Here is a 22,243-nt window from a genome sequence, read left to right as displayed (position 1 = left end):
GCCTACTTGATCCGGGCTTGCCGTGACCCGCCGAAGACAAGGTTGTCGCAACGACCCAGCACACTTTCTCCGTGACCAGAGATCGGCCCGGACGTATCAGCCCCGGCGACATCTACGAAGACTGCTCTTTCCACCCCGTACTCTGCACCTTCAACGATGGCGATCGGATCGAGGGGATTTCCCTGATCGACGCCTCCATGCCACGCGCCTGCTCCCTCGCCTTTTGCGGAGTGATCAAACTATCCATCGACGACGTCGTCGCGGCGCGCACCGACTGGCCTGCCTACCTCGATCGACGCAAGGCCGAGTTCGAGCAGGAATCCGGCTCAGAAGCTTGACGAAGCTCCTGGTGCTACAGCGGTTCCGCGCCGAGGAACCACAGGTTCCGCAGGTCCGTGGAGAGCGACAGGCCGGTGATGCTGCTCGCCAAGGCGAACGATCTTTCGATCGGGTGGTCGATCCCCGGTCCATCGAGGTCGTGGTCGGGATCCAGCTCGACCTCGTGCATCTTCATGACGAAGCGGTCTGGATCACTGCCCGATCGCTCTTCTGGGTACATCGGGTCGAACGAGACGACCAGCGTGCCGTCGACGATGTAGGCGAAGGTGTCGCTGGCGTATTCGTGGCAGCAGACCGACACGACCTCGGTTCCTTGTGAGACCCGGGCGTAGATCGTGTCGACGACGGCCATCAGCCATCCCCCGGGTTCGACGACCACGGTCCAGTCGCCGACTCGGGCGGCTCCGATGTAACCGGCCGCGTCGGCCCTCATGCTCTCCCCCGAGCGAAGGTCCACCTCGCCGAATGTCACCCCTTCTTCCAAGGTCTCCTCGTCCACGCCGAACCGGCGGAGGACTTCCTCCGGGGAGAGATCACGGACGAAGGACACGCAGTAGATCTCACCTAAAGTCTCGTGGCCGGGAAAGCAGGGGAGTTCTTCGGGTGCCTCTGCCATGGTCGATCCTTCCCTTGAGCGCGTGAGCGGCATGATCGCAGCAATCGCCGACAGAACGGCGCGGTAGCAGGGCCTGCTCTGGGAAGCGGGTGAGGAGGGGGACGAGCTCTTCGAAGAAGCCAACCGAGGCTGGAAACGACGAAGGGGCCGACTGGGTAGGGTCGGCCCCTTCGCGTTTACTGCCTCAACCAGGCGCGGAGGATGGGGGATTTGAACCCCCGATAGGTTGCCCTATACACGCTTTCCAAGCGTGCGCCCTCGGCCACTAGGCGAATCCTCCGCCGACGAGCTTACCGGACTTCCAGCGGTGTCTGGACCACCTTTTGCGCGTGGGTTGCCGAAGGCTCGCGCGAGGGCCGGAGGTGGAGCGAGCACTGCCGGGTCCGGCTAGACTGTCCTACGGACCCCTCGCGCGGCGTCATCCTGTGAACCTCCCCAGGGCCGGAAGGCAGCAAGGATAAGCGGGCTCTGGCGGGTGTGCGGGGGGTCTCTTTCGTTAGAGCCCCCTCGCAGGCGGGATGGTCGCATGAGCCTTGCGCTTTATCGCAAGTACCGGCCCGGGACCTTCGCGGAGGTCAAGGGTCAGGAACACGTCACCGACCCGCTGCGGCAGGCACTTCGCACCGGCCGCGTCAACCACGCCTACCTGTTCAGCGGCCCGCGCGGCTGCGGCAAGACCTCCAGCGCCCGCATCCTGGCGCGTTCGCTCAACTGCGAGCAGGGCCCGACCCCCGACCCGTGCGGCGTCTGCGAGTCCTGCGTCGCCCTCGCCCCCACCGGCCCCGGCCACCTCGACGTCATCGAGATCGACGCCGCCTCCCACGGCGGCGTGGACGACGCGCGTGACCTGCGTGAGCGGGCGTTCTTCGCCCCCGTCTCCGCGCGGTTCAAGATCTACATCATCGACGAGGCGCACATGGTGACCCGTGAGGGGTTCAACGCGCTGCTCAAGCTCGTCGAGGAGCCTCCGCCGCACCTGAAGTTCATCTTCGCGACGACCGAGCCTGAGAAGGTCATCGGCACGATCAAGTCGCGTACGCACCACTACCCGTTCCGGCTCATGCCGCCCGCGACGCTGCGCGGGCTGCTGGAGGAGATCCTCGTCTCCGAGAGCGTCCCGTTCGAGCCGGCCGCGCTGCCGCTCGTCGTACGGGCCGGGGCCGGGTCCGCGCGTGACTCGCTGTCCATCCTCGACCAGCTCCTCGCCGGGGCCGAGGAGGACGGCATCACCTACGCCAAGGCCGTCTCGCTGCTCGGCTACACCGACGGCGACCTGCTCGACGAGGTCGTCAACGCGTTCGCCGAGCGTGACGGCGGCAAGGTGTTCCAGGCGGTCAACCGGGTCATCGAGGGCGGCCACGACCCGCGCCGCTTCGCCGCCGACCTGCTCGAACGCTTCCGCGACCTGGTGATCCTGGCGAACGTCCCCGAGGCGGCCACCAGCGGCCTGCTCGACCGGCCGGCGGACGAGCTGGAGCGGCTCGTGCAGCAGGCCGCGTCCATGGGGCCCGCCGAGCTGACCCGGGCCGCCGAGGTGTTCAACGCCGGGCTGACCGAGATGCGCGGGGCCACGTCGCCGCGGCTGCTGCTGGAGCTGATGTGCGCCCGGGTGCTGCTGCCGGGGGCGGCGCAGGGGGAGGCGGCGCTGCTGGCCCGCCTCGAACGCCTTGAGCGCGGCGGCACCGTCGCCGCCATGGCCGCCCGCGCCACCACCGCACCCAGTGCCCCGCCCATCGCCGCCCCCAGCGCTTCGCCCGCCGTCCCAGCCGGTGGGGTCGTGATTCCGCGGCCAGGGGCGGCTTCGGCGCGCCTCGCCGCCTCAGGTGGTGGCTCCGATGCTCCGGCCCCGAGCGTGCCGCAGGCCGACGCCTCCCCGGACCCGGCCGGTGGGGCCTCGACACACGCGGGTGACCAGCCGTCCGCCCCCGTCGCGGCGGATGACTGGCCAGAGCCGGCCCGTCCCGGCGCACCGGCCGCTCCGGCGGCTCCGGCCGCGTCCGCTGCACCCGTTCAGCCTGTGCCCGCGGGAGGTGGGCAGGCAGGGGCCGGGGTGGCGGTCATGCAGCAGCAGTGGCCCGCCGTGCTGGCGGCGCTCAAGCAGCGCAGCATCGTGGTCTGGGCCAACGTGAGCACCAACGCCCAGGTGGCGGGCGTCGAAGGCAACGTGGTCACCCTGGGGTTCAGCCAGGTCGGCGCGATGAAGAACTTCACGGGCGGTGGCAAGGACGCCGTCGTGGCCAGTGCGCTGAGCGACGTGCTCGGCGGGACCTGGCGGGTGGAGGCGGTCGTGGGCAACGGGCCGCCGCCGTCGTCGTCCGGACGCGGTGGCGGGCGTCCGCCCGCGCAGCCTGCGTACAGCCCGCCGCCCGCGCCCAACGTCCAGAGCCCTCCTCCTGCCACGCAGGGCGGGCCGGGGCACCAGGGCCGCACGTCCTCGCACGCCGGCTCCCAGGACGACCAGGGGGCTCAGGACCCCGGGCAGCCTCCGGCGGCGGCCGTCGCGGTCATCGCTCCCGCGCGTCCCACCACGGACGAGTCCTGGCCCGACGCCCCGGACGACCCCGGCCCGAGCCTGCCGCCGTCGCCGGACCCGACGCGTACGGTGCCGGTCGGCGCCACGCCGAGCGCCGGTCTGGCCGCCGCCCGTTCGGCCGCCAAGGCGGCCGCCCAGGCCGGTCCCCGATCGTCGGGAGGCCGGGGCGGAGCGGCCGCCTGGCCGGACGTCGTCCCTGGACGCGCCAAGGGGCCGGACGCGGACGAGGTCGATCCGCTCAACGACGCGGACGCCGACGTGGACGCGGTCTCGGGCATGGCGCTCCTGGAACGCGAGCTGGGCGCCCGCGTGATCGGCGAGATCGACCACGCCTGAAGGCCCAGCGCCCCTCAATTGGCCACACCTGACGGCCCCGCGCCCCCTCCATTGACCACGTCTGAAGGCCCAGCGTCCCCTCTGTCGATCACATCTGACGGGCCCGCGTCCTCTCAAGGCAGGAGGCGGGTGCGGGCGGCGGCGGCGCGGGCGTCGGTGGGGTGGAGCGCGGCGAGGCGTTCGAGGATCTCGTAGTCGTCGCGGCCGTTGCACGTCTGCGCGTACGCCCACAGGTGCTCGGGCGAGCCGTGACGGAGGAGGCAGGCGCGGACCTGGGCCTCGAGCTCGTCCCGTTCGCGGCGGATCTCGGGCGACTCGGAGCGCGGCAGGAGCGGCCCCTTGTAGGCGCGGGCCAGCGCCGCGGCGTCCCTGGTGGCGAGGCTGCGGCGCAGGACGAGGAAGTCGGCCTCCACCGGGCAGGCCAGCCGGTAGGGCTTGGCGGAGATGGCCTTGCCGAGCTGCGCCCGCAGCCGGTGGATCTCGGCCCGGATCGTCACCGGGTTGCCCGCGTCGCCGTACACGTGGAACGACAGTTGCTCGGCCGTCAGCCCGTGGGGGTGGAGGGCGAGGAGGGCCAGGATCTCGGCGTGGCGGAGCGACAGGGTGCGGTCGTGGTCGCCGAACGTGATGGACGGCACGCCCTCGCCGAGGAACGACAGGGTGAGCGTGGCCGGCGCGGCGGCCGGGACGGTGCGGAGGAGGTAGCCGTCGGAGAACGGCTCCAGCATGGCCACGCTGCCGTCGCGCAGGATCATGCGCTGCCCGGACGGCCTCGCGCGCTCGCCGCCGGAGGCGGGCAACCGGAGCAGGCCGCGCCCGCCCCCGGGGAGGCGGTCCGAGGGCGGCGCGGTGTCGTCCCAGAGGGGCACGCGCTCGCCGAGCCGCCCGCCGGGGTCGCCGGAGATGACCCGGCCGGTGGGGGAGAGCAGGACGCCCGGCCGCACCCGCAGCGACTCGTAGCGCCGCCGCAGCCGCTCGTCGCGCTCGTGCATGCGCAGCGCGAGCTGGCTCTCGGCGAGCTTGGCGGCCGCCCCGACGAGGGCGACCGTGGCCGGATGGAGCGAGCGGGAGACGCCGCTGACGTCGACGCAGCCGATGATCCGGCCGGAGTCGGGGTCGGTGATCGGGGCCCCGCTGCACGACCACACGCGCAGCACGCGCATCAGGTGCTCCTCCGCGTAGACGTGTACGGGACGGCCGGCGGCGAGGGTGGTGCCGATGCCGTTGGTGCCGACCGCGGACTCGACCCACTCGTGCCCGTCGGACAGCCCGACCCGGTCGGCGCGGCGCAGGACCGTGGCGCCGCCGTCGCGCCACAGCACCCGGCCCTGCCCGTCGCTGATGATCATGATGTGACCGGTCTCGCCGATCAGGCCGGAGAGGGTGGTGGCGAGCAGCGGCAGCAGGGGGTGCAGCGGGTGGGCGCGGCGGATGTCGTCGAGCCGGGCGGGATCGCAGACGAGGGGCGCGCCGCCGGCCTCGAGATCGACCCCGGCGGCCAGGGAGCGGCGCCAGGAGTCCTGGATGAGGTCGCGGGGCGGGTGAGGCCAGGCCCGGCCGGTGGCCGCGGCTTCGTGGGCCCCGCGGAGAAGGCGGGAGTAAGCGTCGAGGGGGGCGTAACTCATCGGTCACTCCAAGTAGTCACATAGAGCATCCGCCCTGCGGCCGGGCCGCGCAACCCGATCGGGGATCGCGGAGGGTGCCCGAACGAGCGCAACGTGTGTGCAACGTTGGTTCGCCTAGCGTTCTGGCCCGACGCGTCGGCGTGGTGCGGCCGCTCCGCCGGCGTGATGGCCGGGTCTCGGACACTGGAGGGGGGCCGGGATCCGGCCAATAAACACCGCCGACAAACACCACGGTCATGGCCCGCGAGGGCGCCGGTGGCGAAACATGGGGCGTCCCGCAGTGCATGTCGCCGCCCAAACACCGTAGGCTCGTGGCAGTCACGAACGCGGAGCCACGAGGAGCGCACGACGGTGAACCCAGGGGATGTCAACCTGCAGCAGCTGCTGGAGCAGGCCCAGCTCATGCAGCAGCAGCTCGTGAGCGCCCAGCAGGAGCTCAACGACGCGCAGATCGAGGGCTCATCCGGCGGTGGCCTGGTGACGGCCGTCGTCAACGGATCGGGCGAGCTGCTGGAGCTGAAGATCGACCCGAGCGTGATCGACGCCGCCGACCCGCAGGACACGGCCGACACGATCGCCGACCTGGTGATCGCGGCGGTCCGCGACGCCGTGCGCGCGGCGGCCGACCTGCAGCAGGAGAAGCTCGGCCCGCTGGCGCAGGGGCTGGGTGGCGGCGGCCTCGGACAGTTGCCAGGGTTCTAGGCATGTACGAAGGGGTCGTCCAAAACCTGATCGACGAGCTGGGCCTGCTGCCCGGCGTCGGTCCCAAGAGCGCGCAGCGGATCGCGTTCCACCTGCTCGCGGCCGATCCAGCCGACGTCAAGCGGCTGGCGCACGCGCTGCTGGAGGTCAAGGAGAAGACCCGCTTCTGCCGGGTGTGCGGCAACGTGGCCTCCGAGGAGGAGTGCCGCATCTGCCGCGACGCGCGGCGCGACACGCACGTGATCTGCGTGGTCGAGGAGCCGAAGGACGTCGTGGCGATCGAGAAGACGCGCGAGTTCCGCGGCACCTACCACGTGCTCGGCGGCGCGATCAGCCCGATCGATGGCATCGGCCCCGACGACCTGCGCATCCGCGAGCTCATGACCCGCCTGGCCGACGGCCGGGTGACCGAGCTCATCCTCGCCACAGACCCCAATCTCGAGGGTGAGGCGACGGCGACCTACCTCGCCCGTCTGGTCAAGCCGATGGGCATCAAAGTGACACGACTGGCCAGCGGGCTGCCCGTCGGCGGCGATCTGGAGTACGCCGACGAGGTGACCTTGGGCCGCGCGTTCGAAGGACGGAGGCTGCTGGATGTCTGACGAGTGGAGCACGCTCGCCGAGGAGATCTCCAGGCACGCACAGGATTACGTGGACGGGCTGACGAGAGTCGCCGGCGGCGAGGGCGGCGACGCCATCTGGTCGCTGCTGCTGGTCGAGGTCGCTCAGGTGAGCCTCGCGGGCGCCAAGCTCGGCGCCAACCGCGACGTCATCCTCTCCGGCAACTACGAGCCGCCGATGAGCGAGGACCCCGACATCGACGGCGTGCGCACGGCGCTGGCCGAGCGGCTCGGGCCGGTCGACGACTACGCGGAGGTGTTCGACCCGTACAAGGACACGGGCGTCACCCCCTACCGGCTGTCCGACGACCTGACCGCGGTCGCCGCCGACCTCATTCACGGCCTGCGGCACTTCCGCGCCGGGCGGCCGCACGAGGCGCTGTGGTGGTGGCAGTACTCCTACTTCAACACCTGGGGCAACCACGCGGGCGCCGCGATGCGGGCGCTGCAGGCGCTGGCCGCGCACTCGCGCCTCGACGTGGCGGAGGAGTCCACCCTCGACGCCGCGGGAGAAGCGACCACGGTCTGAAAGCCCTGCAGCACAGGGGCATATCGGTCCACATAGTGGTATGACGCAGCAAGAACATGAGACGACCCAAGTAGACTGGCAGCTCAAAGTCCGAACCGGGAGACTCTCGTGGCGCTCGTTGTGCAAAAGTACGGTGGTTCGTCCGTCGCCGACGCGTCCTGCATCAAGCGGGTCGCGCAGCGGATCGTCGCGACGAAAAAAGCCGGCAACGACGTGGTCGTGATCGTCTCCGCGATGGGTGACACGACGGACGAGCTGCTCGACCTGGCCGAGCAGGTGTCGCCGCTGCCTCCGGGCCGCGAGCTCGACATGCTGCTGACCTCGGGCGAGCGCATCTCGATGGCCCTGCTGGCGATGGCGATCGCCAACCTCGGCCACGAGGCCCGCTCGTTCACCGGCTCGCAGGCCGGTGTGATCACCGACTCCACGCACGGCAAGGCGCGCATCATCGACGTGACGCCCGGCCGCATACAGGAGGCGATCGCCCAGGGCCACATCGCGATCGTGGCCGGTTTCCAGGGCGTGTCGCAGGACACCAAGGACATCACCACGCTGGGCCGCGGCGGCTCGGACACCACGGCGGTGGCGCTCGCGGCGGCGCTCGACGCCGACGTGTGCGAGATCTACACCGACGTGGACGGCATCTTCACCGCAGACCCGCGCATCGTGCCCCCGGCCCGCCAGATCCCCCGCATCTCGTACGACGAGATGATGGAGATGGCCGCCTGCGGCGCGAAGATCCTGCACCTGCGGTGCGTCGAGTACGCCCGCCGCTTCGACCTGCCGATCCACGTCCGGAGCTCGTTCAGCACCAGGGAAGGGACGTGGGTCGTCTCCGACCCTTACACCGAAGGAACCGAGATGGAGCAGCCGATCATCTCCGGCGTCGCGCACGACCGGAGCGAGGCCAAGATCACTGTTGTCGGGGTGCCCGACAAGGTCGGTGAGGCTGCCTTCATCTTCAAAACGCTGGCCGACGCCGAGATCAACATCGACATGATCGTGCAGAACGTCTCGGCCGCGGCCACGGGCCGCACGGACATCTCGTTCACGCTGCCCACCGCCGACGCCCAGACGGCGTTGAGCGCGCTGAAGAAGATCCAGGCGCGCATCGGGTTCGAGTCGCTGCTCTTCGACGACCAGATCGGGAAGGTGTCGCTGATCGGCGCGGGCATGCGCTCGCACCCGGGCGTCACGGCGACGTTCTTCGCGGCCATCGCGGACGCGGGGGTCAACATCGAGATGATCTCGACGTCCGAGATCCGCATCTCAGTGGTCGTCGAGCAGGACGGCGTCGACGCGGCCGTGGCGGCCGCGCACCGCGCCTTCGATCTCGACGCCGACCAGGTCGAAGCAACGGTGTACGGAGGTACTGGACGATGAGCAGGCCCAATCTCGCGCTGATCGGCGCCACCGGTGCCGTGGGCACCGTCATGCGCGACATCGTGTCGACCCGCGAGGACATCTGGGGCGAGATCCGCCTCGTGGCCTCCCCGCGCTCGGCCGGCAAGGTGCTCCAGGTGCGCGGCGAGGACGTCGTGGTGCAGGCGCTCGCGCCCGAGGTGTTCGACGGCATCGACATCGCCATCTTCGACGTGCCCGACGAGGTGTCAGCCGTGTGGGTGCCGATCGCGGCCGAGCGCGGCGCGATCGCCATCGACAAGTCCGGCACGTTCCGGATGGACCCCGACGTGCCGCTGGTGGTGCCCGAGGTCAACCCGCTCGACGCCCGTCAGCGCCCGCGCAACATCATCTCCACGCCCAACTGCACCACGCTGTCGATGATGGCGGCGATGGGCGCGCTGCACGCCGAGTACACCCTGACCGAGCTGGTCGTGGCCTCCTACCAGGCGGTCTCGGGCGCGGGCGTGGCCGGCTCGGCCCGCCTGTACGACGAGGTCGAGGCGCTGGCCGGCGACCGCTCGATCGGCCAGGCGGCCGGCGACGTGCGCAAGGCGCTGGCCAACAAGCTGCCCGACGAGTCGCCGTTCCCGGCGCCGATCGCGTTCAACGTGGTGCCGTGGGCCGGCTCGCTGAAGGACGACGGCTGGGCCTCCGAGGAGCTCAAGCTCCGCAACGAGTCCCGCAAGATCCTCGGCATCCCCGACCTCAAGGTCTCGGCGACCTGCGTCCGGGTGCCGGTGATCACCACGCACTCGCTGGCCGTGCACGCGCGCTTCGAGCGCCCGATCACGGTCGCCGACGCGCACCGCGTGCTGGAGGCGGCGCCGACCGTGGTCCTCATGGACGACCCGGCCAACGGCGTCTACCCGACGCCGCTCGACGTGGTGGGCAACGACCCGACCTACGTCGGCCGCGTCCGTCAGGCGATCGACTTCCCCAACACGCTCGACCTGTTCGTGTGCGGTGACAACCTGCGCAAGGGCGCCGCGCTCAACGCGGCGGAGATCGCCGAGCTGGTGGCGGGCGAGCTGTAGTCCGGGCACTTCAAGGGTGGACGTCGCACGATCGGTGCGGCGTCCACTTGCGTTCGCGTCCACTTCGGGTTCCGTGCGCCTGTCACCGGAACAGGATGTCCCAGTGGTCGCTCTCGTCGGCGAACGTCGTGCCCGAGGCCGAGCGGTAGAGCCGGGCGCCGTCGCCGCGCACTCCTGATCTCTGGTGGTTCTTCGTGATGTACTGGTCGATGCAGGAGTTGTGGCCGATGTCGAGCTTGTAGCCGTTGCCGTGGCTGTAGCGGCCGGGCGCGTGGCCGTCCTCCGTGCCGCCGGTCACCAGGATGGGGCAGTGGCTCTCCTGCTTGAGCTGGATGATCCGGGCGACCGTGCCGGTGCGCACCCGGTCCAGCGAGGTGCAGTGGCGGTGGTGCTTGCTCGTGCAGTTGCCGGTCGACTTGGTACGCAGCCCGGCGACCTTGAGCCAGCCGTCCGCCGTGGCGTGCGACATGGGGATCGCCGCCTGGCGGGGCAGCACGCGCGTGAGGTCCACGCGGGCCTGCTTGTCGAGCACCTTGGCGCGGCTGTGGACGACGGGCCGGCGGGCCTTCGGCATGCGTACGACGGCGGTGCGGACGGGGTCGCGCAGGGCCTCGGCCAGCGAACGGCCGGCCTGCTCCGGCGGGCCCGTCTGAGTCTCCGCCTCTGTGCCCGCCGAGTGCTCGCGGTTCTCGCCGGTCAGCCACGCGGGCCCGCCGGCGGTCTGCGGGAAGCCGGCGTCGCTCCGCGGGACGCGGACCTCGCTGAGCGGTGCCCACCCGTCTCCGTGCGGGGCCCACACGTCGCCCTGCGGGAGGCGGGCGTCGCCGTGCGGTGGCCCGCCACGGCCGTCGTGTCCCTCCAGGTGCTGCTGGAGAAGCGCGAGGCGGTCGAGGGCCGCGCGGTCCGTCCGGGACTCCAGCGCATCCGCGATCGCTCTCAGGAAGGCGGGCTGCTCCGGCTGCGGTGTCCCGTAGCGGGTTTCTGTGTCGGTCGTGCCGTCCGCGGCCGGCGTCCCTCCGGGGCGGGACGCGGCGGCGGCGGCCGAAGCGGATGCGATTATGGTGATCTCAATGCCGAGGAGCGCGACCACGGTGAGTCGTGCTGTTCCACGTATCCACATGTCGATGCCTTTTTCGCGGAAATAGCCCTTCCGCCACAAACGACAATCCCACCATTCACCTGAGATAACTCCCGCCGCGGATGCAACTTTGCCTTGTGGCGGTGATCACCGTGCGGCTCCATGACTGAACCGCGTTTCACGACGTACAGTGACGAACGTGTCCGAAGCCCGAAACCGAGGATCGGAGAGCACCCGAGAGGTCATCGTCGAGACGGCCTTGCGACTGTTCCGGGAGCGCGGCTTCGACAGGACCACGATGCGCGCCATCGCCGCCGAGGCCGGGGTGTCCGTAGGCAACGCCTACTACTACTTCGACAGCAAAGAGGCGTTGATCCAGGCGTATTACGACCGCGCCCAGGCCGAGCACGAGGCGGCCTGCGCGGAGTTCCTGGCGACCGAGAGATCGTTCGCGGCCAGGCTCAGCGGGGTGCTGCGCGAGTGGGTCCGCGTTTCCGAGCCGTACCACGAGTTCGCCGTGAAGTTCTTCAAGCACGCGGCCGAGCCGACCAACCCGCTGAGCCCGTTCAGCAAGCAGTCGTCGCCGGCGCGTGAGGCGTCGATCGCGCTCTACCGCGAGGTCGTCGAGGGGTCGGCCGACCGGATGAACGCCGAGCTGCGAGAGGAGCTGCCCGAGCTGCTGTGGCTGCTGTCCATGGGGATGGTGCTGTTCTGGGTGCACGACACCTCGCCGGGGTGCGCGCGGACGTACCGGCTGATCGAGGTGACGGTGCCGCTGGTGGACCGGCTGGTGGGGTTGTCGCATCTGCCGGGCTTGCGGGGCATCACGCAGGACTTCATCGCGGCCGTGCACGAGCTGCGGGCCTAGCGGGCTTAGGGGGCCTAGGGGGACATACCAAACGGTTGGTATGGTCGCCTCGTCGGAACATCATTCTGGAGGCGCGCCGATGACGCAGAACTGGGGCATGACCATCCCCTTCTACGACCGCTCGCTCGCGAGGTCCCGGGAGCTGATCGCCGAGCTGCCCGGACTGGGCTACACGGACGCGTGGTCGGCCGAGGTCAGCGGCGTGGACGGGTTCACACCGCTCGCACTCGCCGCCGAGTGGGCGCCCGGGGTCCGGCTGGGCAGCGCCATCGTCCCCGTCTCCACGCGCGGCCCGGGGCTGCTGGCCATGTCCGCGGCCACGGTCGCCGATCTCGCGCCCGGCCGGTTCGTGCTCGGCATCGGCGCCTCCTCCCCGGCGATCGTCGAGCGCTGGAACGCCGGCACGTTCACCAAGCCGTACGCCCGCACCCGCGACACCCTGCGCTTCCTCAAGAAGGCCCTGGCGGGGGAGAAGGTCACGGAGGCGTACGAGACGTTCGAGATCAAGGGCTTCAAGCTGGAGCGGGCGCCGAAGACCCCGCCGAAGATCGTGCTGGCCGCGCTGCGCCCCCGCATGCTGCGCCTGGCGGCCGAGGAGGCCGACGGCGCGATCACCAACTGGCTCTCGCCCGCCGACGTGCGCAAGGTGCGCGCCGAGATCGGGCCGGACACCGAGCTCATCGCCCGCCTGTTCGTGTGCGTGAGCGAGGACACCGACAAGGTCCGCGAGCTGGCCCGCTGGATGCTGGCGAGCTATCTGACCGTCCCCGTGTACGCCGCCTTCCACGACTGGCTCGGCCGCGGCGAGCTCCTGCGCCCCATGCACGAGGCGTGGGCGGCCGGCGACCGCCAGGCGGCGCTCAAGGCCATCCCCGACGAGGTGGTGGACGACCTCATCGTGCACGGCGACGCCGCCACCTGCCGGGCCCGGATCCGCGAGTACGTCGCGGGCGGCCTCGACACCCCGATCCTCGCCCCCATCCCCGGCGGCGAGATCCCCATCGAGCAGGCCGTACGCGACCTGTCGCCCAAGGCGGGGGAGGCGGACCGTGCATGAGGCGCTGAGGCTGGACGCGGTCGGGCAGGCCGCGGCGATCAGGAACGGCGACCTGTCGCCCCGCGAGCTGGCCGAGGCCGCCATCGCCGCGATCGAGGCCCGCGACGGCGAGCTCAACGCCGTCGTCTTCCCCCGGTTCGAGCGGGCGCTGGCCGAGCTGGACCGCCTGCCGCGCGATGCGCCCTTCGCCGGGGTGCCGATCCTGCTGAAGGACCTGGGCTGGCGGCAGGCGGGCGAGCCGTACGCGGCGGGCTCGGCGGTCCGCGACGGCGTCGAGGGCGCGGCGGACGGCTACGGCGTGACGCGGCTGCGCGAGGCCGGGTTCGTCATCCTGGGGCGGACGAACACGCCGGAGTTCGGCAGCACGATCACCACCGAGCCGGCGGCGTTCGGGCCGACCCGCAACCCGTACGATCCGGCGTACTCGGCGGGCGGCTCCAGCGGCGGCTCCGCCGCGGCCGTGGCGGCCGGCGTGGTGGCGCTGGCCACGGCGAGCGACGGCGGCGGCTCCATCCGCATCCCCGCGTCCCTGTGCGGCCTCGTGGGGCTCAAACCGTCGCGGGGGCGGGTCAGCCTTGGCCCGGCGCTCGGCGAGGGCTGGAGCGGCTTCTCGTGCCCCGGCTTCGTCACCAGGACCGTACGCGACACCGCCGCGGCGCTCGACGTGGTCGCCGGGCTCCATCCGGGCGACCCGTACGACGCGCCCGCGCTGCCCGGCCCGCTGGCCGCCGAGGCCGGGCGCGACCCCGGCCGGCTGCGCGTCGGCTACCTCACCGCCCACCCCAGGGCCGGCGTCCCGGAGGCGCCCGAGCCGGCGGAGGCGGTCGCCGCGGCGGCGGCCCTGCTGGAGTCGCTGGGCCACGACGTCACGCCCGGCGGCCCGGAAGCGCTCGCCGACCCGGACTTCCCTGTCCACTTCGGCGCGATCGTGGCCGAGAACCTGGCCGCCACCGTCGACGGGCTCGGCGAGCTGCGCGGCAAGCCGGTCGCGATGGAGGAGCTGGAGCCGCGCAACGCCGCCATGGTGGCCGCCGCGCGCAGCCGTACCGCCGCGCAGCACCTCCGGGCCACCCAATGGACGGACGCCTTCCGCCGCCGCATGGCCGCCTGGTGGAGCGCCGGGCACGACCTGCTGCTGATGCCGTCGCTCGGGGTCGCGCCGTTCCCGCTCGGCTGGATCCCGTCCGACGACCTCACCCTCGCGCTCGGCCGTACGGCGCACGCGGTGGCGTTCACCTCGCCGATCAACGCGACCGGCCAGCCGGCGATCTCCCTGCCGCTGCACCGGACGGCCGCCGGGCTGCCGGTCGGCGTGCAGCTCGTCGCGGCGTACGGGCGGGAGGATCTGCTGGTCCGGGTGGCGGCCCAGATCGAGCGGGTCCGGCCCTTCGCGCACGACGCCATGGGCTGATCGTCAGGAACCTCTCACCCCGGCGTCGCGTTATATCGTGAAAAGCCGGGGGTAGGGGGTTGGACATGATGGCTAAGGCAGCACGGGCAGCGGCGGCGTGGCGCACGTACCGCGAGGTGACCAAGCCTGGATCGCCCGCTCTGATGACCAGGGTGCGCGCCATCCCGCGCATGGTGCGCGCGGTGATGCGCGGAGAGTACGGCGGCATGGGCAGGGGCCGGCTCGGCCTCATCGCCCTCGGCGTCGTCTACATCATCTCGCCGATCGACGTCATCCCCGACTTCCTCACCCTGATCGGCGTCGCCGACGACTTCGGCGTGTTCCTGTGGCTGGCGACCGCGCTCCTCGGCGAGAGCGGCCGCTACGTCGAGCACGAGCGCCGGATCATCCTGGGCCAGGTGGAAGGGGAGGCTTAGATCTCCTCCATGCGCAACCAGGCCCGCGACGGCAGCGGGTGCCCGAACAGGCGGGCCGCGTTGCCGTACGCCACCCGGGCGATGTCCGCGGGCGGCAGCGGGCCGAGGTTGCGCGACACGGCCTTCTGCGTGTCGGGCCAGGTCGAGTCGGAGTGCGGATAGCCGCTCTCCTGCAGCACGTGGTCGAGCCCGACCGCGAGCCGCACCCCCGACAGCGCGTGGTCGTCGCGCGTGCCGAAGAAGAAGTTGCGGCGCAGCACCTCGCTCGGCTTGAGCCCGCCGTCCCAGGACGCCTCGCCCGCCACCGGGTGGTCGAGCGCGTAGTCGGCGCGCTCGGCCAGCAGCGGCAGCCAGCCCACGCCGCCCTCGACGATGAGGATGCGCAGCGCGGGGAACCGCAGCGGCAGCCCCGACCACAGCCAGTCGGCGCAGGCGAACATGGCGGTGGTCGGCATCAGCGTGGTGATGGCCTCGATGGGCGTGTCGGGAGAGGGCACGGGCGACCACGAGGAGTCGCTGGTGTGCAGGCACACGACGGTGCCGGTCTCCTCGCAGGCGGCGAAGAACGGGTCCCAGTGGCCGGTGTGGATGGACGGCAGCCGCATCCGGTTGGGGAACTCGGGGAAGACCACGGCCTTGAAGCCGCGCGCGGCGTTGGCCCTGATCTCCTTGGCGGCCACGTCGGGATCGGGCAGCCACGGCAGTTGCAGGCCGATGACCCGCTCGGGATAGGTGCCCGCCCACACGTCGATGTGCCAGTCGTTCCATGCGCGGACCAGCGCGAGGCCGAGCTCCTGGTCGCGGGTCCTGGCGAACGGCATGCCGGCCTGCTGGGCGAGCATGCCGGGGAAGCACAGCGCGGCCCAGATGCCGGCCACGTCCATGTCCTGGACGCGGGCCTCGATGTCGTGGCAGCCGGGGCGCATGTTCTCGAAGCGGACCGGGTCGAGCGTCCACTGCTCGCGGGGCAGGCCGGCGCCGACGTCGATGCCGGCGCACGGGTAGGTGGCGCCTCCGTAGCGCCAGACCTGGTGACCCGCCTCCGTCTCCACGACCTTGGGCGCGACGTCGGCGTATTTCTCCGGCAGCCGGTCTTCGAAGAGGTCGGGCGGCTCGATCAGGTGATCGTCGGCTGAGATGATCACATAGTCGCGCCGCCGGGGTTCGGGGTCGGGGAGCAGCGGCGTAGTCACGCAGGTAACCGTACGACGACGGGATAACGTCGAACAAGCTGCGACGTATCCGTTGGGTATCCGAAGCCGAGGCCCGGGATCGCCGGGGAGGGGGATCGCCGGACGATCCCGGGCGTTCGGGTCCGCCTGTTCCGGCGAGGATGCTGCTCGCGCGGACCCTGCCGCGCCCCCTACCCTTACGGGCGGCGTTCAGTCAGCAGGTGCCGGCGCAACTCCTCGGTCGCGGCGGTGGAGAGGCCCACGACCTGCGAGACGTACCGTTCGGGCGAGCCGTGCCTGGCGGTCAGATCGGTCAGGAAGAAGCGCATCGCCTCGGCCGGGGCCAGCCCGAAGCCCGGCCAGAGCGCCGCGTCGGGGTGCCGCCGCCGCCAGTCGGCGATGAAGCGCTCGGTGGCCAGGCCGGTGAGCGCGTAGTCCGCCACGATGTCGTCCTCGCTCACCCCCGCGAGCGAGAGCACCAGCGCGGCCACCACGCCGGTGCGGTCCTTGCCGGCCGCGCAGTGGATCACCACGGGCGCGTTGCCGGCGTCGGCGATCGTCTCCAGCGCCGTGCGCAGGTTGGCCACGCCGTCCTCGGTGACCTCCAGGTAGCGGTCGGCGAGGTAGCGGGCCACGCCGAGCGCCTCGTCGTAGGCGTTGACGTCCCAGCGGCGGCCCTCGATGGGCAGGTTGTGGTAGCGCTGCCCCTCGCTCTCGGGGACCCGCCCCATCCTCTCGACCTCGAACGGGTGGCGCAGGTCGATGACCGTACGCACGCGCAGCGCGCGGAAGGCGGCCAGGTCGTCCCGGTCGAGCCAGCCGAGCGAGTCGGCACGGTAGAGCCGCTGCCACCGGATGGCGCGGCCGTCGGCGGTGGGGTATCCACCCATGTCGCGGAAGTTGCAGAGGTTGGCGAACTCGATGTGCCGGATCACCCCATCACCTTACGTCGAGGGTGTCCGCGCCTCCTCGGGCACGACGGGTGTGCCGGGCCGCTGCCCCTCACGTTGTTCGGCCAGTTCGCGGCGCAGGAGCAGGACCCAGCCGCCGATCGCCACGCCGATGAACAGCCACCACTGGAAGGCGTAGGCCAGGTTGAGCCCGCCGCCGGCGCCCACGTCGGGCGCGGGGACCGGCTCAGGCGCCGGCTCTCCGGCCGGCTCCTGGGAGACGAGCTCGACGTACCCGTCCAGCAGCCGGTACGGGACCTGCCGCCCGATCGATCCCGCGTCGATCAGCAGCACCTGCCCCGCCGGCAGGCCGGAGACCTCGCGGATGCCGGACGACTTCTCGGTCTCGCTCTGCCGTAGCCGTCCGGTGACAGTTACCTGCCCGGTGGGCGGCGGCGGCACGGTCGGCGGGGTGTCGGCGGTCGCGCCGGCCGGGACCCAGCCCCGGTTGACCAGCACGCCCGTGCCGTCGGCGGTGACGAGCGGGGTCAGGACGTAGAAGCCGGGGCGGCCGTCCTGGGGGCGGCGGCGTACGACGAGGGCGTGCGCGGGGTCGTAGGAGCCGGCCACGCTCACCTGGCGGAACCGGTCGGCGGCCTCGACCCGCCCGCCGGGCGCGGCCAGCCGCTCCAGCGGCACCGGGGGCGCCTCGATGTTGGCGGTGACCCGCTCGCTGTTGGCCGACCGCTCCTCGAAGCGCCCGTACTGCCACCGCCCGAGGAAGACGAAGGCGGGGATGGCGAGCAGCACCACCAGGGTGAGCCCGAGCCATCGGGGCGTCAGCAGGATCCGGTACACGCTCTCCAGGGTAGGCAGACCTGCCGGTGCCCTCGTACGCGCCTCGCCCTGATCAGGCGCTCCTGAGCCGGGCGCCGGCGCCCGGCTGCGGGGTGACCTCGCGCGGCCCGGACACTTCATGGCCGTCCGCGCAGCGGAAGTGCAGCTCGATGGGCGCGCCGCAGTCGCGGTGGGTGAGCAGCACGGGCGGGCCGTCGTCGTCCGCCAGGTAGCGGTCTCCCCAGTGCATGAGCGCGACCAGCAGCGGATAGAGGTCGCGGCCCTTGTCGGTGAGGCGGTATTCGTCGCGCTGCCGCTGGCCGGGCTCGCGGTAGGGCTCCTTGCGCAGCAGCCCCTCCTCGACCAGGCGGGCCAGGCGGGCGCTGAGGACCTGGCGGGGGGCGCCGGTGACGGCCTGCATGTCGGCGAAGCGCCGCACGCCGCTGAACGCCTCACGCAGCACCAGGAAGGTCCATTTCTCCCCGACGATGTCCAGGGTGCGCTCGATCGAGCAGTTGTCCACCCGGAAGGGAACGTTCATTTTTTCATTATATCTGAGTTCGATTGACAGACTCAGGTCTGACCGGGCAGGCTGAGTCCATGTTAGGAACTCAGATCCGCCCGGCCGGGCCCGACGACGAGGAACGGGTCCGCCGCTTCCTGTGCGGGCTGTCGCTGCACACGCAGACGCTGCGGTTCTTCACCGGCCAGGCCTCGCCGGCGGCGAGCCTCGTCCGCGCCCTGGTCGCGGTGAACGAGCGGCGCGACGTGCTCGTGGCCACCACACCGGACGGCGAGATCGTCGGGCACGCGATGAGCTACCAGGGCGGCGTCGCCGACGTCGAGATCGCGGTCGTCGTCACCGACGACTGGCAGGGCCTCGGGCTCGGTCCCTGCCTGGTCCGTACGCTCCTGCTCAGGGCCTTCTTCCGGGGCGCGCGGACCGTCGCCATGGACGTCATGGGGGAGAACCGGCGGGCGCTGCGGCTGATCCGCCGGGTGTGGCCGGACGCCCGGATGACGGTCTGCTCCGGGGCGGTCGAGGTGACCGCTATGATCGATCCGGCGGCCCTATTTGCGGAACAAGGTTCTGTTGCCACACCATTGACAGTGTGAAGAGTGTCAAGAACGGACGCGACGGCCGGACCCGCATCATCGAGGGCGCCCTCCGCCGCTTCAGCCAGGACGGGGTGTCGGCCACGACGCTGGCCAGCCTCCGCGAGGAGAGCGGCGTCAGCGTCGGCAGCTTCTACCACCACTTCGCCAGCAAAGAGCACGTCTTCGGCGTCCTCTACGCCGAGATCCTCGATGCCTACCAGGAAGCCTTCCTCGCCAAGCTCACCGAGCACGAGGACGCGCGCGCCGGCATCGAGGCCGTCGTCGCCTTCCACATGCGCTGGGCCGGCGAGCATCCTGAGCGGGCCCGGCTGCTCATCAGCGAGCGGCCGCCGCGCAAGCAGGAGCCGGGCGGGGCGGAGGTCGCCGAGGCCAGGCGGGCGTTCTTCCGCAAGGTGTCCGACTGGTGGCGGCCGCACATGAAGAACGGCCTGCTCCAGCCGGTGCACCCCACGATGTGCTACGTCCTCTGGCTGGGCCCGTCGCAGGAGATGTGCCGGCTGTGGTTCGCGGGGGCGCACACGCCGACCGAGGAGGAGATCAAGGGGCTGGGCGAGGCGGCCTGGCACAGCCTCCGCCAGCCCGCCGGGTGACTCCCGTGTAAGCCGCCTGTGCGGGGAGCGATGATTTGAGCACGGTTCGTGGTGTTATCGTGCTGCTTGTGAGACGACCTCGGGCTCTGGTACTGCCCGTCTTGCCGGAGAGCGCGCTCGCCCGCCTGGCCGAGGTGGCCGAGCTGACCGAGGCTCCCGCGCGCCCGGACCTCGGCTTCACCGACGAGCGGCTGGCCGATCTGGTCGTGGAGACCGGCGCCACCGTGCTCGTCACCGACGGGGACCAGGTCGGCGCCTCGGTCCTCGACCTCGACCTCGACGTCGTGGCCGTCATGGGCCCGCCCACGAGCGTCGACCTCGACCTCGCCGCCGAACGCGGGGTCCCCGTCCTGCACGCCGGTGACCGCGACGCCGACGCGGTGGCCGAGCTGACGCTGGCGCTGATGTTCGCGGTCAGCAGGCACATCGTCACCGCCGACAGCGAGGTGCGCAGGGGCCGCGCCTATCGCGGCAAGGTGCCGCCCGCCCAGCGCCACCGCGGGCGCCGGCTCACCGGCCGCACGCTCGGCATCGTCGGCCTCGGCCGGGTCGGCGAGGCCATGCGCTGGCGGTGCGAGGGGCTCGGCATGCGGGTGATCGCCTGCGACCCCGGCGTCGCCGAGGCCACCCACACGTTCGCCGCGCTGCTCGCCGAGTCCGACGTGATCTCGCTCCACCTGCCGCTGACCGCCGAGACGCGCGGCATGTTCGGCTACGCCGAGTTCGGCGCCATGCGGCCCGGCGCGATCTATCTCAACACCTCGCGCGGCGCGCTCCACGATCTGACGGCCCTGGTCGAGGCGCTGCGCCGGGGGCAGGTGGGCGGCGCCGGGCTCGACCACTTCGAGGGGGAGTGGCTGGATCCGTCCCATCCGCTGATCGAGCTGCCGAACGTGGTGCTGACGCCCCGGCTCGGCGAGGCCACCGGGGAGACGCGCGAGGAGCTGGCCGAGGCGCTGGTCGCCGACATCGAACGGGTGCTGCGCGGCGACGCGCGGCCGGTCATGCCGATCGCCCGGCCGGCCTGACCTTTTTCAGGCGGGCTGGCGCAGCCGGGTGTGGACACGCCAGCTGGACCGCTCCAAGGAGATGTCCAGCCGCAGCTCGCCCCGCTGCCGGCGCAGCCCCGGCACGCGTACCCGGTCGTGCACGTCGAACCGACCCCGGTGCGGATAGCCGAAGCCGAGCTCACCCGGCAGCACCCGCAGGTCGTCGCGGTTGCCGCAGTGGGGGCACGTCCAGGACACCAGGTCGAGGCCGCGGTTGTAGTCGGAGCAGGCCTTGAAGTACTCGTCGGGCCCGAAGCGTGACTCGCAGGCCAAACAGGGGATCAGCATGAGACCCACTCCTAAGAGTCGTTCCTTGCCTCCATAGAGATACCCCGTCGCGCTTATCCCTGGCTTGCAGTTCACTTGGGTACTTGTGTAACAGTATGGGCACTGTCGGTGGCAGATCATGTGCGTGCGTCCACGGTGAAAGGATGAGCGGGTGGAACGACTGCGCCAACTCCTCCTCCGAACCGACTACACGATCGACGGCGTACGCGAACGGCTCGGCAGCATGGCCGCCTCGGCCCTGGCCCGCGAGGAGCTGGTGCCCGCCCTTCGGGTGACCGCCGGCGGCGACCCCCTGGCGACGCTGATCAGGCTGTGGTGGCTCGGGGTGCCCGTCCCCGCCGCGGCGCTCGGCCCGGAGGTCCTGGACTCGGGCCTGGTCGAGGAGGCCGGCGGCGGCGAGGTGCGGGCGACGGTCCACCTGCAGCCCTGGGAGACCGGCGGCTACCTCGTCTCCGACCGTAAGGTACGGCCGGGCGACCCGCCGCTGCGGCCCGACCACGTCGTGGGGGCCGGCGGGGCCTCGGCCAACCTGGCCCAGCTCGTCGCCCGCCGCCCGGTGGGCAGCGCGCTCGACCTCGGCACCGGCTGCGGCGTCCAGGTGCTGCACCTGGCCGGGCGGGCCGAGCGCGTGGTCGCCACCGACCTCAACCCGCGCGCCCTGGAGCTGGCCCGGCTGAGCTGGGCGCTGTCCGGCGTCGAGGGCGTGGAGGCGCGGGAGGGCTCTTTGTACGACCCGGTCGAGGGCGAGCGGTTCGACCTGGTCGTGAGCAATCCGCCGTTCGTCATCGCGCCCGGCGGCGAGGGCAAGCTGACCTACCGCGAGTCGGGCGAGGCCGGCGACGCCTTCTGCCGCGAGCTCGTCCGCCGCACGCCCGCCTACCTCAACCCCGGCGGCCAGGCCCACTTCCTTGCCAACTGGCTGCACGTCGAGGGCGAGGACTGGCACGAGCGGGTGGGCGGCTGGCTGCGCGAGACCGGCTGCGACGGCTGGGTGGTGCAGCGCGACGTCCAGGACCCGGCCGAGTACGTCGAGCTGTGGCTGCGCGACGCCGCCCGGCAGGGCACCCCCCGCTACACCGAGCTCTACGACCGCTGGCTGTCCTGGTTCGACGAGCACAAGGTCGAAGGCATCGGCTTCGGCTGGATCACCATGCGCGCGTCCGGCACCCTCGACCCGGTCGTCCGCGTCGAGCACCTCGACCACCAGGTGGTGCTCCCGGTCGGCGACTACGTCGACGACGTGCTCGACTCGATCGCCGCCGCCCACCGGGCCGGCGACCTCGGCACGGCCCGGCTGCGCACCGCCGCCGGCCTGCTCGACGAGCGCGTCGGCCTGCCCGGCGCGGAGGACCCGATCCGCATCGTGCTGCGCCAGACGCAGGGGCTGCGCCGCAGCAGGGAGGTCGGCACGGTGGAGGCCGCGCTGGCCGGGGTGTGCGACGGCGAGCTGGCCCTCGGCCCGCTGCTCAACGTGATCGCCGAGCTGGTCGGGGAGGGCGAGATGCCGGACGCCGACGCGATCCGGCCGCTCATCGCGGAGGGCTATTTCCTGCTTTGATCCGGCGTTGATCGGATGTCAACTCCACCGGTGAAGACTGTGACCTACGACACGGGCCTGGGGGGTTCGAGGGCCGTGTCAGGTCCGGCCGGTCGTTCGGCAGTGAGGCGGCTGGCCGTCGCGTGGAGCATCCGGATGACCGGGCCCCCTAGCGAAGCGCGGCGGTGAGGAT

General features: G+C 71.7%; 23 protein-coding genes, 1 tRNA gene and 1 other RNA gene. 16 read left to right on the top strand and 9 right to left on the bottom strand.

Annotated elements, in window-relative coordinates; genetic code table 11:
• The first annotated feature begins 71 nt into the window (after positions 1–71).
• Positions 72–338 (top strand): hypothetical protein, encoded by a 267-nt coding sequence (locus SMD20_RS30045; protein WP_329587732.1) that lies wholly within the window; start codon positions 72–74, stop codon positions 336–338.
• Positions 339–352: 14 nt separating this feature from the next.
• Here SMD20_RS30045 and SMD20_RS30040 read toward each other — a convergent pair whose 3' ends face one another.
• Positions 353–988 (bottom strand): DUF6461 domain-containing protein, encoded by a 636-nt coding sequence (locus SMD20_RS30040; protein WP_329587730.1) that lies wholly within the window; start codon positions 986–988, stop codon positions 353–355.
• A gap of 162 nt (positions 989–1,150) precedes the next feature.
• Positions 1,151–1,235: transfer RNA gene (locus tag SMD20_RS30035), tRNA-Ser, on the bottom strand.
• 119 nt (positions 1,236–1,354) lie between these two features.
• Here SMD20_RS30035 and ffs point away from each other — a divergent pair.
• Positions 1,355–1,450, top strand: an RNA gene (gene ffs, locus SMD20_RS30030) — signal recognition particle sRNA small type.
• 31 nt (positions 1,451–1,481) lie between these two features.
• On the top strand, positions 1,482–3,824 hold the full coding sequence (locus tag SMD20_RS30025; RefSeq protein ID WP_329587729.1) for a DNA polymerase III subunit gamma and tau: 2,343 nt from the start codon (positions 1,482–1,484) through the stop codon (positions 3,822–3,824).
• A 113-nt stretch (positions 3,825–3,937) separates the two neighbouring features.
• On the opposite strand, the gene SMD20_RS30020 is transcribed toward SMD20_RS30025, so the two are convergent.
• Positions 3,938–5,449 carry a helix-turn-helix domain-containing protein gene (locus SMD20_RS30020; RefSeq protein ID WP_329587727.1) on the bottom strand — a complete coding sequence of 504 codons (1,512 nt, stop codon included), beginning with the start codon at positions 5,447–5,449 and terminating at the stop codon, positions 3,938–3,940.
• A gap of 351 nt (positions 5,450–5,800) precedes the next feature.
• Between SMD20_RS30020 and SMD20_RS30015 the strand changes: the two genes are divergently transcribed.
• The 5 genes from SMD20_RS30015 to SMD20_RS29995 all read left to right on the top strand — a co-directional run bounded on the left by SMD20_RS30015 (position 5,801) and on the right by SMD20_RS29995 (position 9,738).
• Positions 5,801–6,151, top strand: a complete 351-nt coding sequence (locus SMD20_RS30015; protein WP_020543009.1) for a YbaB/EbfC family nucleoid-associated protein — start codon at positions 5,801–5,803, stop codon at positions 6,149–6,151.
• A gap of 2 nt (positions 6,152–6,153) precedes the next feature.
• Positions 6,154–6,753: a recombination mediator RecR gene (gene recR, locus SMD20_RS30010; protein WP_091088194.1), complete on the top strand. Its 600-nt coding sequence runs from the start codon at positions 6,154–6,156 to the stop codon at positions 6,751–6,753.
• A complete protein-coding gene (locus SMD20_RS30005) occupies positions 6,746–7,300 on the top strand; it encodes a DUF5063 domain-containing protein (protein ID WP_329587718.1) in 555 nt (184 codons plus the stop codon). The genes recR and SMD20_RS30005 overlap by 8 nt, the downstream gene beginning before the upstream one ends.
• Positions 7,301–7,408: 108 nt before the next feature.
• Entirely contained in the window at positions 7,409–8,683 is a 1,275-nt protein-coding gene (locus SMD20_RS30000) for an aspartate kinase (RefSeq protein ID WP_329587715.1), read from the top strand.
• On the top strand, positions 8,680–9,738 hold the full coding sequence (locus SMD20_RS29995) for an aspartate-semialdehyde dehydrogenase (RefSeq protein WP_329587714.1): 1,059 nt from the start codon (positions 8,680–8,682) through the stop codon (positions 9,736–9,738). The genes SMD20_RS30000 and SMD20_RS29995 overlap by 4 nt, the downstream gene beginning before the upstream one ends.
• An 82-nt stretch (positions 9,739–9,820) precedes the next feature.
• Here SMD20_RS29995 and SMD20_RS29990 read toward each other — a convergent pair whose 3' ends face one another.
• Positions 9,821–10,858: a hypothetical protein gene (locus SMD20_RS29990; RefSeq protein ID WP_329587712.1), complete on the bottom strand. Its 1,038-nt coding sequence runs from the start codon at positions 10,856–10,858 to the stop codon at positions 9,821–9,823.
• 157 nt (positions 10,859–11,015) lie between these two features.
• On the opposite strand from SMD20_RS29990, the gene SMD20_RS29985 reads away from it, so the two are divergent.
• The 4 genes from SMD20_RS29985 to SMD20_RS29970 all read left to right on the top strand — a co-directional run bounded on the left by SMD20_RS29985 (position 11,016) and on the right by SMD20_RS29970 (position 14,568).
• On the top strand, positions 11,016–11,684 hold the full coding sequence (locus tag SMD20_RS29985) for a TetR/AcrR family transcriptional regulator (protein WP_329587709.1): 669 nt from the start codon (positions 11,016–11,018) through the stop codon (positions 11,682–11,684).
• Positions 11,685–11,763: 79 nt separating this feature from the next.
• Positions 11,764–12,741 (top strand): LLM class F420-dependent oxidoreductase, encoded by a 978-nt coding sequence (locus tag SMD20_RS29980; protein ID WP_329587706.1) that lies wholly within the window; start codon positions 11,764–11,766, stop codon positions 12,739–12,741.
• Positions 12,734–14,152, top strand: a complete 1,419-nt coding sequence (locus tag SMD20_RS29975) for an amidase (RefSeq protein ID WP_329587704.1) — start codon at positions 12,734–12,736, stop codon at positions 14,150–14,152. The genes SMD20_RS29980 and SMD20_RS29975 overlap by 8 nt, the downstream gene beginning before the upstream one ends.
• A 65-nt stretch (positions 14,153–14,217) precedes the next feature.
• Complete coding sequence (locus tag SMD20_RS29970) at positions 14,218–14,568, top strand: YkvA family protein (RefSeq protein ID WP_329587701.1); 351 nt, start codon at positions 14,218–14,220, stop codon at positions 14,566–14,568.
• Here the strand turns inward: SMD20_RS29970 and SMD20_RS29965 are convergent.
• The 4 genes from SMD20_RS29965 to SMD20_RS29950 form a co-directional block, all read right to left on the bottom strand.
• A complete protein-coding gene (locus SMD20_RS29965; RefSeq protein ID WP_329587698.1) occupies positions 14,565–15,761 on the bottom strand; it encodes an amidohydrolase family protein in 1,197 nt (398 codons plus the stop codon). The two genes, SMD20_RS29970 and SMD20_RS29965, sit on opposite strands and share 4 nt — an antisense overlap.
• Positions 15,762–15,937: 176 nt before the next feature.
• Positions 15,938–16,675, bottom strand: coding sequence for a tyrosine-protein phosphatase (locus tag SMD20_RS29960; protein WP_329587695.1), 738 nt, complete (start codon positions 16,673–16,675; stop codon positions 15,938–15,940).
• 9 nt (positions 16,676–16,684) lie between these two features.
• Entirely contained in the window at positions 16,685–17,488 is an 804-nt protein-coding gene (locus SMD20_RS29955; RefSeq protein WP_329587693.1) for an SURF1 family cytochrome oxidase biogenesis protein, read from the bottom strand.
• Positions 17,489–17,540: 52 nt separating this feature from the next.
• Positions 17,541–18,008: a winged helix-turn-helix transcriptional regulator gene (locus SMD20_RS29950; protein ID WP_329587689.1), complete on the bottom strand. Its 468-nt coding sequence runs from the start codon at positions 18,006–18,008 to the stop codon at positions 17,541–17,543.
• Between the two features lie 59 nt (positions 18,009–18,067).
• Here SMD20_RS29950 and SMD20_RS29945 point away from each other — a divergent pair, with 59 nt between their 5' ends.
• From SMD20_RS29945 to SMD20_RS29935, 3 genes are all read left to right on the top strand, one after another.
• Complete coding sequence (locus SMD20_RS29945; RefSeq protein ID WP_329587686.1) at positions 18,068–18,583, top strand: GNAT family N-acetyltransferase; 516 nt, start codon at positions 18,068–18,070, stop codon at positions 18,581–18,583.
• A complete protein-coding gene (locus SMD20_RS29940) occupies positions 18,580–19,176 on the top strand; it encodes a TetR/AcrR family transcriptional regulator (RefSeq protein WP_329587683.1) in 597 nt (198 codons plus the stop codon). Before SMD20_RS29945 ends, SMD20_RS29940 begins: the two co-directional genes overlap by 4 nt.
• Positions 19,177–19,244: 68 nt before the next feature.
• Positions 19,245–20,204, top strand: a complete 960-nt coding sequence (locus tag SMD20_RS29935) for a 2-hydroxyacid dehydrogenase (protein WP_329587680.1) — start codon at positions 19,245–19,247, stop codon at positions 20,202–20,204.
• Positions 20,205–20,210: 6 nt separating this feature from the next.
• Here the strand turns inward: SMD20_RS29935 and SMD20_RS29930 are convergent, their stop codons facing one another.
• A complete protein-coding gene (locus SMD20_RS29930) occupies positions 20,211–20,513 on the bottom strand; it encodes a hypothetical protein (protein WP_329587677.1) in 303 nt (100 codons plus the stop codon).
• 151 nt (positions 20,514–20,664) lie between these two features.
• Here SMD20_RS29930 and SMD20_RS29925 point away from each other — a divergent pair, with 151 nt between their 5' ends.
• Complete coding sequence (locus SMD20_RS29925; RefSeq protein ID WP_329587674.1) at positions 20,665–22,071, top strand: class I SAM-dependent methyltransferase; 1,407 nt, start codon at positions 20,665–20,667, stop codon at positions 22,069–22,071.
• Positions 22,072–22,243 lie beyond the last annotated feature (172 nt).

This window comes from Nonomuraea sp. LP-02, from assembly GCF_036289125.1.
GTDB lineage: Bacteria > Actinomycetota > Actinomycetes > Streptosporangiales > Streptosporangiaceae > Nonomuraea > Nonomuraea bangladeshensis.
This window is presented reverse-complemented; position numbering and strand designations above follow the sequence as displayed.

Excerpts from the sequence above, each read along its gene's own strand:
- SMD20_RS29990 (WP_329587712.1), bottom strand. The coding sequence starts at position 10,858 with ATGTGGATACGTGGAACAGCACGACTCACCGTGGTCGCGCTCCTCGGC.
- SMD20_RS29970 (WP_329587701.1), top strand. The coding sequence starts at position 14,218 with ATGATGGCTAAGGCAGCACGGGCAGCGGCGGCGTGGCGCACGTACCGC.
- SMD20_RS30020 (WP_329587727.1), bottom strand. The coding sequence starts at position 5,449 with ATGAGTTACGCCCCCCTCGACGCTTACTCCCGCCTTCTCCGCGGGGCC.
- recR (WP_091088194.1), top strand. The coding sequence starts at position 6,154 with ATGTACGAAGGGGTCGTCCAAAACCTGATCGACGAGCTGGGCCTGCTG.
- SMD20_RS30005 (WP_329587718.1), top strand. The coding sequence starts at position 6,746 with ATGTCTGACGAGTGGAGCACGCTCGCCGAGGAGATCTCCAGGCACGCA.
- SMD20_RS30040 (WP_329587730.1), bottom strand. The coding sequence starts at position 988 with ATGCCGCTCACGCGCTCAAGGGAAGGATCGACCATGGCAGAGGCACCC.
- SMD20_RS29945 (WP_329587686.1), top strand. The coding sequence starts at position 18,068 with ATGTTAGGAACTCAGATCCGCCCGGCCGGGCCCGACGACGAGGAACGG.
- SMD20_RS29950 (WP_329587689.1), bottom strand. The coding sequence starts at position 18,008 with ATGAACGTTCCCTTCCGGGTGGACAACTGCTCGATCGAGCGCACCCTG.
- SMD20_RS29980 (WP_329587706.1), top strand. The coding sequence starts at position 11,764 with ATGACGCAGAACTGGGGCATGACCATCCCCTTCTACGACCGCTCGCTC.
- SMD20_RS29995 (WP_329587714.1), top strand. The coding sequence starts at position 8,680 with ATGAGCAGGCCCAATCTCGCGCTGATCGGCGCCACCGGTGCCGTGGGC.
- SMD20_RS30025 (WP_329587729.1), top strand. The coding sequence starts at position 1,482 with ATGAGCCTTGCGCTTTATCGCAAGTACCGGCCCGGGACCTTCGCGGAG.
- SMD20_RS29930 (WP_329587677.1), bottom strand. The coding sequence starts at position 20,513 with ATGCTGATCCCCTGTTTGGCCTGCGAGTCACGCTTCGGGCCCGACGAG.